Source organism: Chryseobacterium sp. RU33C (assembly GCF_900156015.1).
In the GTDB taxonomy this organism is placed as follows: domain Bacteria; phylum Bacteroidota; class Bacteroidia; order Flavobacteriales; family Weeksellaceae; genus Chryseobacterium; species Chryseobacterium candidae.
The window spans coordinates 20,942-38,549 of the sequence record NZ_FTMT01000028.1 but is presented as its reverse complement, the minus strand read 5'-3'; the positions used below and the strand labels follow the sequence as shown (position 1 = coordinate 38,549).

Genomic DNA, 17,608 nt, shown 5'->3' with positions numbered 1-17,608 from the left:
TTTTATTTAAAGATTCTATTGATTTTCTTGTATTTCATATTACTATAAAATCTTTATCCCACAGTGGGCGTATCCTCTTCTTTCAGTATTTTTTTCTCTTTCATGGTAAGCATCATTCTTTCATATTTGTACTTTTCCCAATCAAATGTGTTGAGAAAATCAAGGGCAGCCTGAAAACCTCTGTTGAAAAGTTCTTCCTTTTCTTCTTTTTTCATAAAGAAATTCAGCCAGCTGCTGGTACCGCAATTAACGCTTTGTATGCTGTATAAACGGTAAAAAGTATGTTTGGTAAGGAATGTCTTATCATTAAAACCTTTCAGAGTGCTGATGATATTTCCGGCATAGCTGAAAGGTGTTTTAAGGATTTCTTCACTTGTTTTTCCTTTTTCAGAGAGAATAGCTGAATCACTGGTTAGCTGCACTCCAAAAAGAGGCATTCTGGGATAAAAAACTTCATCCGCATGAAACAGGTCAATAGGAAAGTTGGAAATACTGCCGCCATCAATGAAAACTCCTGAAGGATTAATGTCATCGGGTTTCGTATTCATCCAGTATCTCCAGGCATATTTTACGGAATCATCGTCTCTATTGATTTGTTTCTGGAAAGGTTCAAAGAAAAAAGGAACTGCCATAGAAGCTCTTACAAATTCGGCAGGACTGATATGTTTCAGTTCCTCTTCGGACCAGTAGAGATTGGCCATCGTAGGAAGTTCTACTTTAATTTTGGCATTGATATCAGTGGCAATAACAACATATTCTGATGTAAGAAGATAAAACGGATTGTTTTTATAATAGTCATTATTGACCGCACTTTCATAGAAAATTCTGTATCGGGTCTGGTCGATATGTTCCTGATTTTTGATTTTAATTTTTTCGATGTTTTGCAAAGCCATCTGATAATATTCCTGCCCGTTCCCATAGCGGTAGCTGAGATTGAGTTCCTGTCCTTTCTGAATGAATTTTTTGTTGAGATCGGCAACTGTTTGTATTCCAAATTGATCCAGTGCATTTTGCATTGTATTCTGAAAGGTATTTCCGGGATTCAGTCCGCTGTTTTCTTTCCTGAAGTTATTATACAGTTTTTGGATACAGAAAGAGAGAATAACAGCCGGAATCAGGGGAATCAGAAACATCAGTTTGGCGTTCAGTATTGTTGATGATGATGCCAGAAAAGGAATACTGATCAGAATAATAAAAAGGATAGCGGCAATAACAGCATTGATCTTAAAGAAATCTTTGTTGTTCAGCATCGCATGAAGAGTCGTTTTTACATAACTTTTTCCATCCATAAAATCCGAAAAATCCCAGCTGAAAAGAATATCCTTAATAAGTTCACTTTTAGGTTCTTCTTTGGTCTTACAGGCAGCAATAAGCATGGTATTAATAGCTCCGGCACTCGTTCCTGCTACTTTCAGAAAACGGATTCCAAATATTTCCAACCCATAAAGATAGCCTACCAATGCACTTCCCCAGACGCCACCTCCTTCCTGTACAAATTCTATATACTGATTACCATTCTGATCCAGAAGATCAGAGAATTCTTTGGCAGAGATATTCCTGTGCAAAGCAAGCAATTTGTCCTTGGATGCATCTGACAGAGAAGAATCTTCCAGAATTTTGTTAAGGTTTTCAGGAGCCATGGTATTTTGTTTTGATGGTGTTCAGGTTAAAGATAAAAGGTAATCAACCGGATTGTATTTTGTTGAATATGAGCAGTCTTGGGTTTATATTAAATTACCACTGTCTTCGTCTCACATAAATAAACGTACTGATCACAACCGTTGCCATTACTCCCAATGTTATAAAATATCCGTACTTATGATGAAGCTCAGGCATATTGTCGAAATTCATCCCGTAAACTCCGGCAATAAAGGTAATTGGTAAGAAGTAAACGGAATAAATCGCCAGAACTTTCATCACCTGATTCGCTTTTTGATCCGAAAGTGCCAGAAACATAGAAATAAGGTTGGTGATCTGAATATTTAAATGATCAAAATCGGCAACCACATCTTTATGTTTATCTTTTAGATCAACAGTTTCTGAGTCCTGTAAATTCAGCAGTTTAAATTTATCAATAGCATCTGTAGAAATTACCAATACACGGGAATTTAATCCTGATTTTCGTTTCAGCTTATAAAGACGGCGGATCTGGCTGGTATGATTGGTGTTTTTAAGAAAAATTTCATTCTCTATATTGTCCATTGTTTCGAACAGACTTAAAGATTCATCATCAAAGCTTTTCATGATCAATATCGCAATCATCAGAATGATTTGCTGAGGTTTAAGATCTTCCTGAATCAAAGAAACCTTTTTTCTGGTATCTGAAATACTTCTGGTCTTCATCCTGTGGATGGTAATAATGGTATTTTCCACCAGAAAAATCCCGATTTTGGTACTGATATCACTGATGGTGTTCAAATTCTTTCTTTCCAGCTCTGTACTTTCACGGAGTAAAAAGAATTTTACATTCCCGTCTTCTTCATATTTCGGAAGGTGATTAGGATCCATCGTATCTTCCAGAAGAAGATTGTTGATTTCATATCTTTCATGAAGAAATTTCAGGTCTTCTAAAGTAGGAGCCTCTACATCTACCCATTCGCACTGGGAGGTTCTGTATATCGTATCAATTGGCATAAAGTAAAAATACTAATATTTTGAAAAACTATGTGTTAAATAAGTTTTATCTTTGTCAAAATTAAAAAACTATATGATTAAAAGTACAATAAAAGGGGTGGGATTTTATGTTCCAGATAACGTTGTTACAAATGATGATTTGGCAAAACTCATGACAACCAATGACGAATGGATTACAGAAAGAACAGGTATTAAGGAAAGAAGACATAGAAAAAACAGAGATGACTCTCAGGAAACTACCGCTTATCTGGGGTTTAAAGCTGCAGAAAAAGCCATCCATAATGCCGGCCTTACCTCAAAAGATATTGATTATATTGTTTTTGCAACGCTTTCGCCGGATTATTATTTTCCGGGGTGTGGGGTATTACTTCAGGATATGCTGGGATGTGATACCATAGGAGCATTGGATGTAAGAAACCAGTGTTCAGGATTTGTATATGCTATGAGCGTTGCCAATGCATTCATCAAATCAGGTACTTATAAAAATATTCTGGTGGTGGGAGCAGAGGTTCACTCTTTCGGACTTGATTTTTCTGACGAAGGGAGAGGCGTATCGGTCATTTTCGGTGATGGGGCAGGAGCTGTTGTTCTTTCTGCATCAGAAAATGAAAATGCAGGAGATATTTTAGCGGTGAATATGCATTCTGAAGGAAAATATGCAGACGATCTTTGTACCCAGTTTCCGGGATCAAAATACGGATGGAGTGACAGAATGAGAAGAGATCCTGAAAATGTAACAAACAAAGAAGTATATCCTATTATGAACGGAAACTTCGTATTCAAACATGCGGTAACAAGATTCCCTGAAACGATGATGGAAGCATTGAATAAAGCTGGAAAAACCATTGAAGATCTTGACATGTTCATTCCACATCAGGCCAACCTGAGAATTGCTCAGTTTGTACAGGAAAAATTTGGATTACCGGAGGATAAAATCTTTAATAACATCCAGAAATATGGAAATACAACAGCAGCCTCTATTCCCATTGCTTTAAGCGAAGCGATTGAACAAGGGAAAATCAAAAGAGGAGACCTTGTACTTCTTTCAGCATTCGGAAGCGGATTTACGTGGGGAAGCGTCTTGTTTGAATATTAATTTATTCCTATATGAAAATTAGCAAAGTCCTTTTTACAATCAGTTAAAAAGGACTTTTTTATTATTCCCCACACTCTTTGCCGGGGAACAATTTTCATGCAAAGGATGATCTGCCGGCATTATTAGGTTTTGAAATAAAGCTTTCTTGTCAAAAAACTATTAACCAGGCATAATGTGGTGTTGCTGCCAGCTATACAAATTTCGTTAGCATAGAGAATGGCTTTATACATTTCCGGCTATGATTTTGTCCATTTTCTTGTTCATTTACTGATGGGTAATATCCCTTTATAAGGATTTTTTTAAAATAATTTTTACATTATTAAAGTCTATTTGCTCTTATAAATATTTCACTTAATTGTGTTTTGTTTTCAGATGATTTGCTGTTTATATATTAAATTTTATATTTAAGTGATAGATTTTTAGGTATTTAGTTACTTGTGTATGTTTTTTTTGTAACTTTAAATAAAATTATTCCTTTAAAAATATTTATAAAACTGAAAGGTCATTCCTAACTATTCAGTTTTGTAATACAAGTGGCTTATAAAAAAGTTTGTATGAGCGAATATTAATTTAAATGTCTACATTATGAGAAAAAATTTATTACTAGCAGGCTTGTTTACAACATTTTCTTTGGTAGTGAAATCGCAAGTGGGGATTAATACAACCAATCCTCAGGGAGTATTTAACATTGACGGGTTAAAGAATAATCCAACAACCGGAGTACCTACTGCCACTCAGGCTAAAGATGACCTGGTGATGATCTCTAATGGTAATCTGGGGCTCGGGCTTACTGCTCCCGGTACTACATTGGATGTTAATGGGGCCATTACCAACCGTGAAACTGCTTTAGCCGTTGCGGGTAATGCTGTTACTATTCCGGTTAATGTAAGCCAGGTACAGCTTACCGGAGCCGCTACAGCTACGGTGGCCATTTCTGCCTTTGCCGCTCCCAACCCGGGCCAGCGGCTTATTGTTTATAACAATACCACAGGTGGATTTGGGGCTACACTGGATGGCGTTACTATTCCTAATGGCAAAGCGCTGGAGTTTGTATTCAGTAATTCATTCTGGAGATCTACCGACGGAGGAGCAGCTGGAGCAAATTCCGTTAATATTTATACCGCAAATGGTACTCTTGCGGGAAACAGGACTGTTACTACCGCAGGGAATTCGCTTTCTTTCACCAATGGATCTAATAGCGTGTCTGTTGGAACAACTGGTACTGAAGGGATTGTAAGAGCTAACGGAGCTTCAAGAGGATCGTTTTTAGCAACTGGAGGTGGCAATACTTTATCGATGTATGCGGATGATAATGGAAAAGCAGTGATGATGACATCCGGTAATAACACCGGGATTGATATAGGTGCAGCCACAGCAGATCCTGTAAATATTCTGACCAATAATACGAACAGAGTTACTGTAACAAGTGCCGGAAGTGTAGGGGTAGCAACTACTACACCGCAAAGAGCTATGCATGTTAATGGTGCCTTACAGGTTACCAATGAAATTAATGTGGGAGGTAATGGCACTACTGCGGGCAATGCAGGTACTTCAGGACAGATTTTAACATCCGGCGGGGCAGGAGCAGCACCAACATGGCAAACATTAAATACCGTAAGCGGAACTATCAACTCTGCTGTGTATGTTCAGGGAACTACGGAAGCTACAGCTACTGTAGGACAAACAATTGATGTGCCGGGAGTCACTGCTACATTAACTGTTCCTGCAGGTAGAACACAGACTTTTCTATTTACTATTTTGGGATATGCAACTAACTTTCCTAGTGGAGGTACTACCAGCCAGGGAGTATTTATTCTGGAACAGAATAATGTGAAAATCTCTTCAGCATATACTAATAAAGTAGGAGCAGCAGGTGGAGGACTGAATGATCTTCCTGTGCCCGTAACTTTCTTAAAATCTGTGACACTTTCAGCCGGTACCTATACTTTTAAAGTGCGGTATAGCGCATGGGCAGGTACTGCAAAAGTAAATGTAAATCCTACTCCTTATACTGGATATGATGGTGATACAGAAGCGATGCTTACTAAGATGCAGATTTTAGTATATAATAACTAAGCATTTACAAAATAAATAAAAAACCGCAGAACTTCAGTTCTGCGGTTTTTTATTAACTAATGTCTATCCAATTAAAGACTTTTCAATAGCTTTTCCGTGTCGGAAGAATCCTGTCCTGTACTTTTGGCCAGCTCAATAGATTTTTCAGCCCACATTTTTGCATTTTTCTTATCACCAACCTTATTGTAAAGATTCGCTAAAGTATCTGTATTGGCAAAATTCTGATCTTTCTTTACAGATTCCTGTGCCCAGGCAATGGCTTTTTCCAGAGAAGTCTTATTGCTTACATTTTCAAAAAAGTTCCATGCTAGAGAATTCAGTTCATCAGAACCAACTGCAGAATAATCTTTGTAAAGGTCAAGAATTAATTTCTCATACTCAGGAATATCTTTATTCTTTAAAGCTCTGTTGGCTTTCATTCTTTTTAAGATCTTATCAGCTTCTTCTTTGCTCAGGAATTTCTGGGTTTCAGCCATAAAATAGCTGTCATCCCATTTCTTTGTATCTGGATTATAGGCTTTTTTAGAAATGGTGTTCAGCTTAATATTTTTATCAAACTTTTCATATTTATCCTCAGGGAAGAATTTAATGATATCAGCTTTTTTATCCTGGAAAATTTTGTACAAAGGACTTTCTGTAGTTTGTACTCCCGAAAGAAGCATCTGGATATCTTCCTGATCTAAGCTTGTTTTCTGTTGAAAATAACGGTTAAGAACTTTCCCGGCAAACTCAGCATCGTTATACATGGTAAGGCCCGCAAGATTTTTTAAAAACTCAGGATCTTTTTCCCCTTTTTCAAACTGCTGCTTCAGAGAAGTGAGTCTTTTGTTTGGATCTTCTGCGTCTTTTGCAAACTGGATAAAGTCTTTTTCTTCCACATATCCTAATGTTCTGTGTACCGCTTCACCGTTTCCGTCTATAAAAAGATAAGTAGGAAATGCTTTTACATTATATTTTTTGGCCAGCTCAATTCCTTCTCCTTTTTCCATATCAATTTTAGCATTGATAAAGTGAGAGTTGTAATACTCTCCTACAGACTGAAGAGGGAAAATGTTTTTAACCATCAGTTTACAAGGTCCACACCATGAGGCATATGCATCAATAAAGACCAGTTTTTTTTCTTTTTTTGCTTTGGCAAGAATAGAGGCGAAATTGCCTTCTTCAAATTTGATTCCCTGCGCCCATGCAAGGGCTCCTATAAAGATTGAGGAAAGTATTGCTATTTTTTTCATAAAACTTTTTATTCCCTGCAAATGTAATAAATATGATGACACATGAGCCGTTCATATTGAAAATAATTACACAGGAACTTTGATTTTAATACAGTTGTCAGCTTGTATTAAAGATAATCTTTTATTATTTTGGTTTTATTATTAAAATTAACGTAAATGATTGTTTTGTGTTAAATGATTAAATTTCAATATAATATTTTAATAAAAAATAAAATATCACTAGTTTTGTAAAAAACAAAAAGACACTCCCGTAAAAATAATGATGAATTATTATAAAATCAAAATAATAATTTGTTCTTCTATGACTAAAAGTCTTTTGAAATTTTTGTTTCTGCTGACAATATCAGTCCCTCTATTCGCTCAGAAAAAAAGTAACTTTGACCTTATCTGTGAGAGAACTTCTTCCGTAACAGCCTATAAGGATTTACCCAAAGCAATAAAAACTGCAGATTCTCTCTACATGAAGGCACAAAAACCCTCAGAGAAAATAAAATGCCTTGTGCTCTCTTCAGAACTATATCAGCATGCAGGTGAACTTAAAAAAGCAATCTGTTACAGTGAAAATGCCCATTCTGTGATCAATCAGATTAATGATCCGGAATGGATGGCTGTGGTGACCAGATTACTTGCGAGGCAATATAGACAGGTAGGGTTATACGAAAGATCCAAAAAATATATTGTAAAAGGACTGTATGCTTCAGGACAGATTGTTGATTTTCAGAAAAGTAATGAAGCGGCTGGACTACTGAATCAGGAAATGGCCTTCTATGAAATGGAGATGGGGAATTTTCCCAATGCAATACGGAATATTGAGTCCTCTCTGAAATATTTTGGAAAAATAAACAGCAATAATAAAAACAGAACAGCAGCAGCTTCTTATCAGCTGTTGGGAGATGTCTATTTCAAACTTAATGATTATTCTGTTTCCGAAAGTTATTACCGAAAAGCAGAAGGATTGCTTAAAAATGGAAGCTGTACCCTGGGATTGGTATACAATGGATTAGGAGGAATCCGCCTAAAGCAGAAAAACTGGAACGATGCTGAACGGTATCTTAAAAAAGCAGAAAAAATTGCAGATACATCCCGAAGTCTTAAACTAAAAAAAGCAGTTTATTCCAATATAAATGATTACTATGAAGGAATAGGAGATAATTTTAAAGCTTCATTATATGCGGTGAAATATATGCATGCTTATGACAGCATAGCAGCCCGTAATCAAAGTTTTGTAACAATGGGAGCTGAGACTCTGAAAGGGAATAGCAATAAGAAAGGAGGGCAGATGAATCTGGTGAAAAATACTGCCATTGTCATTCTGTTTACTTCGCTGGTTGGCTTACTTGTTTTATTCAGGACAAAGCAGAGAAAACAACGCTCAAAATTCAGAAATATTATAAGAACTCAGTTACATATGATCAGTAGCAAAGCTTATTATCCTTTAGCCCAATCCGGCGATTCTGAGTTTTCGAATATATTTGTGGAAGAAGTTGATGAAAAAGATTCGGAAGCAGACCGAAGAAGGAATGATTCCCTGATGACTTCCGAAACCGAATCAAAATTACTTGAACTGCTTGAAGATTTTGAAAAAGGTAATCTTTATAACAATAAAGGAATGTCTTTGTCTTTTCTTGCAGGAGAACTGAATACCAATACAAAATATCTGTCTTACGTAATCAATCAGCATAAAAATGCAGATTTCAAAACGTATATCAATCGTTTAAGAATCAACTATATTGTAGACAAACTAATTAATGATGAGAAGTACAGACAATATAAAATAAGTATTCTGGCTGACGAATGCGGATTCTCTTCACACAGCAAATTTGCCGCCGTCTTTAAAGCGGTTACAGACTATTCTCCATCAGCATATATCAAATATCTGGATGCTGAAAACACATCAGATAAAAATGTTCATTTTCCTGAAAATGATTAAAAAGAGAGGCTTAATTTAATTCTATCTTGCCATTTTCACGAAAATGAACAACCTATTATTTGAAAGGAAACCTTTGCTATCATATCTTTGCGCCAGTTTCACAGTACACAAACACAATTCTGTTACAGCTTATCACTTTTATTTCATTTCTGAATTAAGATCATTATAAGACAAACTGCGATTCCCATTTTTAGCTTTTTAATGATATATTCTTCTGAGCAGGAAGAAAATCATATATCATAATCGGGGTTGATTGCCCGGTTTTTTTTCAGTCAAGTTTTTTTAAGTGCAAATCCACAGTAATCTGTGGATTTGTGATTTTATTTAAGTTTTGTGCTGTCGGTTTTGGTTTTTGACGTATCGGCAGCTGCCGGAGTCGGTATAGAATTGGCTACAGCGGAGTCTCCCATCCTGTTTCTTAGAGAATCTTTATTATGAGCTTCTTTATATTCTTCTCTTTTTTCTTTGTTTTGAGCACAACTTCCAAGGAAAAGAAGTCCAACAACTGCTCCTGTACAGAATAATTTTTTCATAGTAATTTTTTTGACTGGTTTTCTTGAGTAAATATAATAAATCTTGAATGCAATTGTAAACAAACACTTTTTTTGGAAATAAAACCCCGCTCTTTATATTTTCTGATGTTAAGAATTGCTGCCACAGCCTTTCTCCATGATCTTTTTTGAAGGATCTGTATATTACCTAAAGAGATCTTTATATACCCTGAATAAGGCTACAGATCATTTTAGTGTTGAAGAAAATTAATTTTTTTCAGACATTCAGCTTTTTATTTGCATCATCTGCATCTTTGCCGGGTTGAATAAACTCTTTTTCTGTAAAATAACCTAAACCTCTGTGAATAAGCTCACCTTTCCATTAATAAATAAGTAAGTGGGATAAGAGTTTATGTGGTATTTTTCTACTAATTCAATCCCTACACCTTTTCTGTATTAATGTTTACATTTATGAAATGCTGGATATAGTATTCAGTCACAGATTGCAGGATGAATAAATTTTTAGCCATGAGTTTACAGGGATCACACCAGTATGTATAAGCATTAATAAATACTGATTTATAGTATTTTTCAGCTTTGGATATAATTTCAGGAAATGCACCATTATCAAATTTAATATCTTGATAAGATAAGATAAGATAAGATAAGATAAGATAAGATAAGATAAGACAGCTAAAATTTTTTTATCATTGTTGTGTTGTTTCCATCAAAGATAAAAAAATGATAGTAGAAAGTATAAAAAAATCCACAATGAGTGATTTGTGGATTTACATTTTAAATTAGAGGTATAAAATACTATTTGACAGGAGACATTGCCGCAGAATCCTTTTTCATTTGGATAGAGTCGGGATTCTTCATTTTTGTAGTCATGGTATCAGTAGCTGCAGGAGCTATACTTTTCTGTGTGTTCTCTACTGTTGCTGAATCACGGCTACTGGTTGACATTGTCGATTCTTTGGTTCCACAGCTCACCGCAAATATTCCTATTCCGATGGCTGTTAGCAATAACTTTTTCATATTATTTTATTTTGTGGTGTTGTATTAATAAAAAAATCAACAATTATTCCTAACAAGGCTGGGAGAATCGTAAAATATCGGTAAATTTTGTTAAAAGATGTTAGTGGAGATACTGGGTTTCGAGATACGGGATATGCGAGTTTAACGTATAGTGTTTAATTTTGATTGTAGTCCAAAAAATACTTTATTACTAAAAATACTCTCATACTCTAATATTCTCAAACGCTATAACCCTCAAACTCTCAAACCTTCCCACTCTCAAACCTCGTATCTCGCATCCCCACAAAAAAGCCCCGAAACTGAAATTCCGAGGCTGTATCCAAAGAACAGACAACAATTACTCATTGCCTATTACTTATTAATCATTATTTATTAATTACCCTAGGTAAGGATATTTGTAGTTTTTAGGAGAAACGAAAGTCTCTTTTACGCTTCTTACAGAAACCCATCTCAGAAGGTTCATTTTAGAACCTGCCTTATCATTGGTTCCTGATGCTCTGCCACCACCGAAAGGCTGCTGGCCTACTACGGCACCTGTAGGTTTATCATTGATATAGAAGTTACCTGATGCATTTTCTAAAGCTTTGTATGCTTCGCTGATTGCGTAACGGTCTTGTGAGAATACAGAACCTGTTAATGAATAAGGAGAAGTAGAATCTACCAGTTTCAGCGTTTCTTTCCAGTCCTGATCTTCATAAACGTAGATTGATAAGATCGGGCCGAAGATCTCTTCCACCATACTTTCGTAGTGAGGATTTGTAGTTTCAATTACCGTTGGGTGTACAAACCATCCTTTAGAATCGTCATATTTTCCACCGATCGCCACAGTAGCTTCCTCAGAAGCATTTGCTCTGTCGATATATCCTTTACATTTTTCAAAAGAATTTTTATCAATTACAGCGTTTACGAAGTTTGAAGTATCTTCTGGAGAACCTACTTTAATAGAGCTCATCTGAGTTTCCATTACTTTTTTCACATCAGCCCAAAGAGATTTCGGCACATATGCTCTTGAAGCCGCAGAACATTTCTGACCCTGATATTCGAAAGCACCTCTTACCAATGCCGTTGCTACAGCTTCTACGTTAGCAGACGGGTGAGCAATAACGAAGTCTTTACCACCAGTTTCTCCAACGATTCTTGGATATGTTCTGTAGTTGTGGATATTATCACCGATCATTTTCCACATTCCCTGGAATACTTTTGTAGAACCAGTGAAGTGAAGACCTGCGAAATCTTTATGAGCCAATACTTTTTCAGCCGTTTCTTTACCATCCGTAAAGATCATGTTGATAACCCCTGCAGGAAGACCCGCTTCTGTTAATACATCCATGATTACTTTTGCAGAATATACCTGCTTGTCAGATGGCTTCCAAACCACAACATTTCCTAACATTGCCATACAAGTCGGAAGATTTCCTGAAATTGCGGTAAAGTTAAATGGAGTTACGGCAAAACAGAATCCTTCTAATGGTCTGTATTCAACACGATTCCAGATTCCGTTGTCAGAAACCGGCTGCTCAGCATACATTTCTGTCATGAACTCTACATTGAATCTTAGGAAATCGATGAACTCACAAGCTGCATCAATTTCAGCCTGATGTACATTTTTAGATTGTCCGATCATTGTTGCAGCATTAATTACATCTCTGTAAGGACCAGCCAAAAGATCAGCTGCTTTTAAGAAAATTGCTGCACGCTGTTCCCAGCCCAGTTCATTCCATTCTTTTTTAGCTGCCAATGCCGCGTTGATAGCGTCATCCACATGCTGCATACCACCCTGGTAGTAAAACCCGAAATCATGAGCGTGATCCTGTGGAGACTGAAGCTGTACTTTTGTATCAGTCTTTACTTCTTTTCCATTGATGATCATTGGGATTTCTACCTTTTCAGCCCACATTTTTTTATAAGTGTCGATAAGGCTTTTAACTTCCGGAGATCCCGGTTCGTATGAGTTTACAGGCTCGTTTACCGCTAATGGTACTTGCGAAATTGCTTTTGACATATTACGTTTTATTATTTTATTAAATTTAAATAAGATGTGTATACAAATTTACAATAATTATAAAGAAAGAAAAAATACCGCCTGTTTTTATCAGATAAAATCCGATGCAGTACAGTTAATAATAGATACTTCGTTTTTAATTGTAAACGGTATGGAATATTAACATATTTATCTTGTTTTTTAGATTAAACAAAAAAAATCATCCGTTTGTTGTAATTATAGTAATAAGGATAATAAATGATTTGTCATGGTTTAAAAACAACTGTTAACTGCTGTAAATAAAGGATTTATGGCAGAATGTTAAATTTATATAAATTCACTTTTACTGCAATTTTGAACATTTTAAATAATCTTTTTGAAAGGCGAAGGGTTGGGATTGTTCTAATTTTACATCATTATTAAACAAGTATGAAAAAAAGTCTTATTTTTCTCAGCGTTGTGTGCGGTTCTTCTTGCGCAGAAAGGAAAAACTCGTTCATACTCTGAAATCATTTCAAAAATTAATCTTCTTCAGCAGACGCAGTCTGAAATTTGCAATTTTTCAGATATACAGGATGTGCAGGATTCCAATGACTGGGAGAAAGTGAAATTTGATTCATTACTTGCACAGCCTTGGCTACACTATTTCTTTGCAGGCTATACTTACAATACAAAGGTTGCTGCTGTTCAAAACGGTGATTATATTACAGCGCCAAGATACATTCTATATCATTGCCTGCAGATAGCGGGCTGTTAATCACTTTTCTTCATTTTTAATGATCCGATATGGTTTGTAATCACGTCAATACCAATCCGTAAAAATCATTCCCATTTTACATTTCAAAAAGATTGCAGGGATTACCCCAAAAGAGTACAGAGTTCAGTTTTTGAATAACAATAGGATTTCAATATAGTCCGGATCGAAGCGGGAAGTCAGATGCCGGAAATATTGTGCATTAGTCTGATCAAAATAAGTTGAGAATTCAGAAAACTGTTTTAGGAGTTTCATAACTTCCCTTTCCCAGCTTCCATTCTTCCAAATTCTACATCTTCTCGTTTTCCAGAATCTTCAGAACCAGTCTTTCCTCTTTTGTAAGATCGGCTTTTCCGTCATTTTCTTCTATGACTTCCAGTTCATCAAGATATTTTTTGATCGTATTGTTCTCGTAAAGGTTGATGACTAAAGGATGAACATAATACTTTCTGCAGACCGTCGATGTATTTCCCAGGTGTTCTGCAACAATGTCGAGGGCTTCTTTTACCTTCTTTTTATATTCAGTGTCATTCTCTGCATACCCGATTTCTTTAAAAGCGATCAGAGCACTTACGGTTCCGGACCATGTTCTGAAATCCTTAGCCGTAAAATCTTCACCACTGATCTCTTTGATATATTCATTGACCATTCCGGAATCTACAGAATGGCGGTTTCCTTCATCATCAAAATACTGAAAAAGCTCTTTCCCGGGAATATCCTTGCATTTCTGTACCAGCCTTGCCAGCCTTTTACTTCTGAGGTCAATTTTATGCATAATACCTTTCTTTCCTTTAAAAGAAAAAGAAATTTTTTGTCCTTTTACCTTTACATGTTTACCCTTTAAAGTGGTCAGGCCGAAAGAACCGTACAGCTTTTCATATACATTGTTTCCAATACGGATATTGGTTCTTTGCATAAGGCTTACAATCAAAGCCAGAATTTTTCTTTTCTCAAAATTTCTCAGGGCAAGATCCTGTTCTATATGCAGACGGATGTCCGGTAATGCATACCCGAACTGAAGCATCCTGTAAAATTTTGTATGATTTCTTAAAGCACTCCACAGAGGGTGGTAGCGGTATTGTTTTCTTTTTTTTACATCAAAGCCTGTTGCCTGAAGATGGCCGTTATCAAGAGCACAGATCCAGACATTTTCCCAGGCAGGTGGAATGACCAGTTTATTGATCCTGGTAATTTCTTCTTTATCCTTTATTTTTTCTCCGTCTTTATAATAAGAGTATTTTTTTCCGGTTTTTTTCCGGATAATTCCGGCGGTTTCTGCATCGGTGGTATATACAAGATGCACCGCCTTTGCAGAAGCTTCCGGATCCTTCATTATTTTAACAATTTTTGAAGGCTTAAGGTGAGAAATCATCTCCAAGTCTGTATTCTTCTCCATAAAACATGGTTAAGAGTTTTTACCCCTCGAAAAAATCAGTAAAAGAATCCCTGCTATCACACAGACTAAGATTATTCCCCACCACATTCCTGCCTTAAAAATCGTTTCTACAGCTTCACAACTTGTGAGTGTCAACAACATTAATATTGTAATACTGTAAAAGCTCCATTTTTTCATAGGTTTCAATTTTTGTGGGTGTACTAGATTCGGAGTCGGTCAGCTCTCCATTTTTTGATAGACCTTTTAATTTCGTCTCCTGAGATATTTTCATGAAGTGCTCTGTATAAAAGCTCTTTGAACTCTTCATCATACGTAAATCTCAATGCAGCAATCTGATCGAACTTCAGTTTCTCAGCAGTTTCATCCGATCTTTTATTGAAAATCTCGAAATAACGCTGTTTAAACTCCAGGATCACCATCCGGTTTTGAAGTCCCAGCGCGTAATGCTGTCTTGTCATGAATGCCAGATAAAAAAGCAGAAAAATTACAACAGAAAATAATATCCAGATCAGCTGATTTCCGGGGTCGTCCCAGATTTTATAAATTCCTAAAATCTCCAGTATTATAAGTAATGGAAGATAAATAAAATGATAGGGCGGATAAAATTTCCTGTGGTTATTATAGTTTTGCTGTTTCATGATATAGAATGAAGCAATAATCTTTCCAAAAAAATTATTATTTTGATAATGTGGTAGTTTTTTTTACTTAAAAATGATTTCTTTTATGAAATATATTTAGTATTTTGATTTTATTTGAACTCATTTACAATAAAGAATTATTAAGCAAAATAGCGGTAGATTTACCCTTCAGACATCAAATTTTTTGTAACTTTCGGTGGTTAAAAATAAAAAGAATGACTTCAAAGGAAAAAGTTGCTGCACTTCGTGAAGAAATGCAGAAAAATAATGTTGATGCATTTATAGTATATTCTGCAGATCCGCATATGAGCGAATACCTTCCTGAAGAATGGCAGGAGAGAGCCTGGCTGTCAGGTTTCTTAGGTTCTGCCGGTTTTGTGGTAGTTACCAAAGACAAAGCGGGACTTTGGACAGACGGAAGATACTTTACACAAGCTGCTATTGAACTGGAAGGTTCCGGAATTGATCTTTTTAAAGATGGGATGGAAGGAACTCCTAATTATATCGACTGGATTATTTCAGAAATTCCAGCAGGTGGTAAAGTGGCGGTAAATGCTGTTGCAGCCTCTCATGCCAACTGGGAACTGCTTTCTCAAAAATTCAATTCCAAAAATATTACACTTGCAGATGCTCCGCTTTTAAAAGAAGTCTGGAAAGACAGAGGAACTCCATCTGCTAATCCTATTTTTGTTCATCCGGTAGAAAGAGCTGGTAAATCAGTATCCGATAAAATTGCTGCAATCCGTCAGAAAATGGAAGAGCAGGAAGCTACCGTACACATTATCTCAAGTCTGGATGATGTGGCATGGACACTGAATCTGAGAGGAAGTGATGTAGAAAGCAATCCGGTATTCTTAGGATATATTGTAATCACTAAAAATGATGCTGTTCTGTTCACAGGATTAGATAAAATGGAAGTGGCAGCCAGAAAACAAATGGATGATTCCTTTGTAAAAATGATGCCTTACGAAGAATTCTACAATTACCTGAAGACCTTCAAAAACGAAAAAGTTCTGGTTTCTCCGAACAGCAACCAACAGATTTTTGAAACATTAAAATCAGACAATCAGTTTATCAAAGCTCCGGTTCCCGGCAACCTGATGAAAGCCCAGAAAAATGAAGCTGAGCTGGAAGGTTTCAGAACAGTAATGGTAAGAGACGGAGTAGCGATGGTGAAATTCCTTTATTGGCTAACGCACAATGCAGGAAAAGAAACGATGAATGAATATTCTATAGGACAAAAACTGAAAGGATTCCGTGCTGAAGGTGAAAATTTTGTCGGAGAAAGCTTTGGTTCTATCGTAGGATATAAAGATAACGGTGCTATTATGCACTATTCTGCCAAAAAAGAAGGAAGCAAAGAAGTAACCAACGAGGAAACAATCCTGGTAGACTCAGGAGGTCAGTACCTTGAAGGAACTACAGATATTACAAGAACTTTTGCCTTAGGAACACCATCGGAAGAGTTTAAAAGAAATTCAACATTGGTATTACAAGGACTGATCCGTTTATCAATGGTAAAATTCCCGAAAGGAACAAAAGGAGTACAACTGGATGCTATTGCAAGGCTTCCGCTATGGATGGAAGGGAAAGATTTCAACCACGGAACGGGACATGGGGTAGGAAGTTTCATGAATGTACATGAAGGACCGCAAAATATCAGAAAAGATCTGAATCCTCAGGAACTTCTTCCGGGAATGGTATGTTCAAACGAACCGGGGTACTATCTTGAAGGACATTATGGAATTCGTCACGAAAATCTTATTGCCGTAAAGGAATCAGAAACAACAATTCACGGAACATTCTATGAATTTGAAACACTAACATTCTGTCCGTTCTTCAAAGATACAGTGGTGAAAGAAATGCTTTCAGAAAGCGAAATCGCCTGGCTGAACGGTTACCATAAAACCTGTGAGGAAAAGCTTGCTCCATACTTGGAAGGTGAAGTTAAAGAATGGTTCCTTCAACTGGTAAGCCCTCTTTAATAAAGATTCAAAGGTGAAAGCAGATGACCATCATAACTTTAAACCCTGAATTGTAAATGTTAAACTGAATATTGTTAGATAATCCAAAGTCCTGTAAGGTATTTCCTGCAGGACTTTTTTTTTATACAACCGTATTTTTACGGATATAATTCTGGGGATTTCACTGATGCATAAAAAATAAGGTTGACTTATCTTTGTTACAACAAAACATCATTCATATCTTCATAAATAACTCAAGTAAATTCAAAACGGTAGATCATCTCATCCTGAGATGATTTTTTTTGTTGTTAATTGAAATGTATCAAAAGGCTCCCGATTAAAAGAAGTTCAAAAGTGTCATTCTGAACACAGACTGAA

General features: G+C 36.2%; 13 protein-coding genes. 5 read left to right on the top strand and 8 right to left on the bottom strand.

The window, feature by feature from the left end; all coding sequences use genetic code 11:
* Positions 1 to 53: 53 nt before the first annotated feature.
* The gene (locus tag BW946_RS19030) at positions 54 to 1,640 is read right to left on the bottom strand and encodes a patatin-like phospholipase family protein (protein WP_076597669.1); all 1,587 of its coding nucleotides are present in this window, start codon (positions 1,638 to 1,640) and stop codon (positions 54 to 56) included.
* 94 nt (positions 1,641 to 1,734) lie between these two features.
* Positions 1,735 to 2,634 (bottom strand): magnesium transporter CorA family protein, encoded by a 900-nt coding sequence (locus tag BW946_RS19025; protein WP_076597668.1) that lies wholly within the window; start codon positions 2,632 to 2,634, stop codon positions 1,735 to 1,737.
* Between the two features lie 73 nt (positions 2,635 to 2,707).
* Here BW946_RS19025 and BW946_RS19020 point away from each other — a divergent pair, with 73 nt between their 5' ends.
* Both BW946_RS19020 and BW946_RS19015 read left to right on the top strand, forming a co-directional pair.
* Positions 2,708 to 3,730: a 3-oxoacyl-ACP synthase III family protein gene (locus tag BW946_RS19020; RefSeq protein ID WP_076597667.1), complete on the top strand. Its 1,023-nt coding sequence runs from the start codon at positions 2,708 to 2,710 to the stop codon at positions 3,728 to 3,730.
* A 585-nt stretch (positions 3,731 to 4,315) separates the two neighbouring features.
* Positions 4,316 to 5,806 carry an autotransporter outer membrane beta-barrel domain-containing protein gene (locus BW946_RS19015; protein WP_076597666.1) on the top strand — a complete coding sequence of 497 codons (1,491 nt, stop codon included), beginning with the start codon at positions 4,316 to 4,318 and terminating at the stop codon, positions 5,804 to 5,806.
* Between the two features lie 71 nt (positions 5,807 to 5,877).
* On the opposite strand, the gene BW946_RS19010 is transcribed toward BW946_RS19015, so the two are convergent.
* Entirely contained in the window at positions 5,878 to 7,038 is a 1,161-nt protein-coding gene (locus BW946_RS19010; RefSeq protein WP_076597665.1) for a thioredoxin family protein, read from the bottom strand.
* A 301-nt stretch (positions 7,039 to 7,339) separates the two neighbouring features.
* On the opposite strand from BW946_RS19010, the gene BW946_RS19005 reads away from it, so the two are divergent.
* Positions 7,340 to 8,968 carry an AraC family transcriptional regulator gene (locus BW946_RS19005; protein WP_170872106.1) on the top strand — a complete coding sequence of 543 codons (1,629 nt, stop codon included), beginning with the start codon at positions 7,340 to 7,342 and terminating at the stop codon, positions 8,966 to 8,968.
* 320 nt (positions 8,969 to 9,288) lie between these two features.
* Here the strand turns inward: BW946_RS19005 and BW946_RS19000 are convergent, their stop codons facing one another.
* The 3 genes from BW946_RS19000 to pruA all read right to left on the bottom strand — a co-directional run bounded on the left by BW946_RS19000 (position 9,289) and on the right by pruA (position 12,499).
* Positions 9,289 to 9,501 carry a hypothetical protein gene (locus BW946_RS19000; RefSeq protein WP_076597688.1) on the bottom strand — a complete coding sequence of 71 codons (213 nt, stop codon included), beginning with the start codon at positions 9,499 to 9,501 and terminating at the stop codon, positions 9,289 to 9,291.
* A 774-nt stretch (positions 9,502 to 10,275) separates the two neighbouring features.
* Positions 10,276 to 10,497, bottom strand: a complete 222-nt coding sequence (locus BW946_RS18995) for a cytochrome C551 (protein WP_076597663.1) — start codon at positions 10,495 to 10,497, stop codon at positions 10,276 to 10,278.
* A gap of 376 nt (positions 10,498 to 10,873) precedes the next feature.
* Positions 10,874 to 12,499: an L-glutamate gamma-semialdehyde dehydrogenase gene (gene pruA, locus BW946_RS18990; RefSeq protein ID WP_076597662.1), complete on the bottom strand. Its 1,626-nt coding sequence runs from the start codon at positions 12,497 to 12,499 to the stop codon at positions 10,874 to 10,876.
* A 436-nt stretch (positions 12,500 to 12,935) separates the two neighbouring features.
* Here pruA and BW946_RS18985 point away from each other — a divergent pair, with 436 nt between their 5' ends.
* Positions 12,936 to 13,235 (top strand): hypothetical protein, encoded by a 300-nt coding sequence (locus BW946_RS18985; RefSeq protein ID WP_076597661.1) that lies wholly within the window; start codon positions 12,936 to 12,938, stop codon positions 13,233 to 13,235.
* 286 nt (positions 13,236 to 13,521) lie between these two features.
* Here the strand turns inward: BW946_RS18985 and BW946_RS18980 are convergent, their stop codons facing one another.
* Positions 13,522 to 14,628 carry a DNA topoisomerase IB gene (locus BW946_RS18980; RefSeq protein ID WP_076597660.1) on the bottom strand — a complete coding sequence of 369 codons (1,107 nt, stop codon included), beginning with the start codon at positions 14,626 to 14,628 and terminating at the stop codon, positions 13,522 to 13,524.
* A gap of 200 nt (positions 14,629 to 14,828) precedes the next feature.
* A complete protein-coding gene (locus BW946_RS18970) occupies positions 14,829 to 15,266 on the bottom strand; it encodes a DUF6526 family protein (protein WP_076597658.1) in 438 nt (145 codons plus the stop codon).
* Positions 15,267 to 15,481: 215 nt separating this feature from the next.
* On the opposite strand from BW946_RS18970, the gene BW946_RS18965 reads away from it, so the two are divergent.
* Positions 15,482 to 17,251 (top strand): aminopeptidase P family protein, encoded by a 1,770-nt coding sequence (locus BW946_RS18965; protein WP_076597657.1) that lies wholly within the window; start codon positions 15,482 to 15,484, stop codon positions 17,249 to 17,251.
* The last annotated feature ends 357 nt before the right edge of the window (positions 17,252 to 17,608 follow it).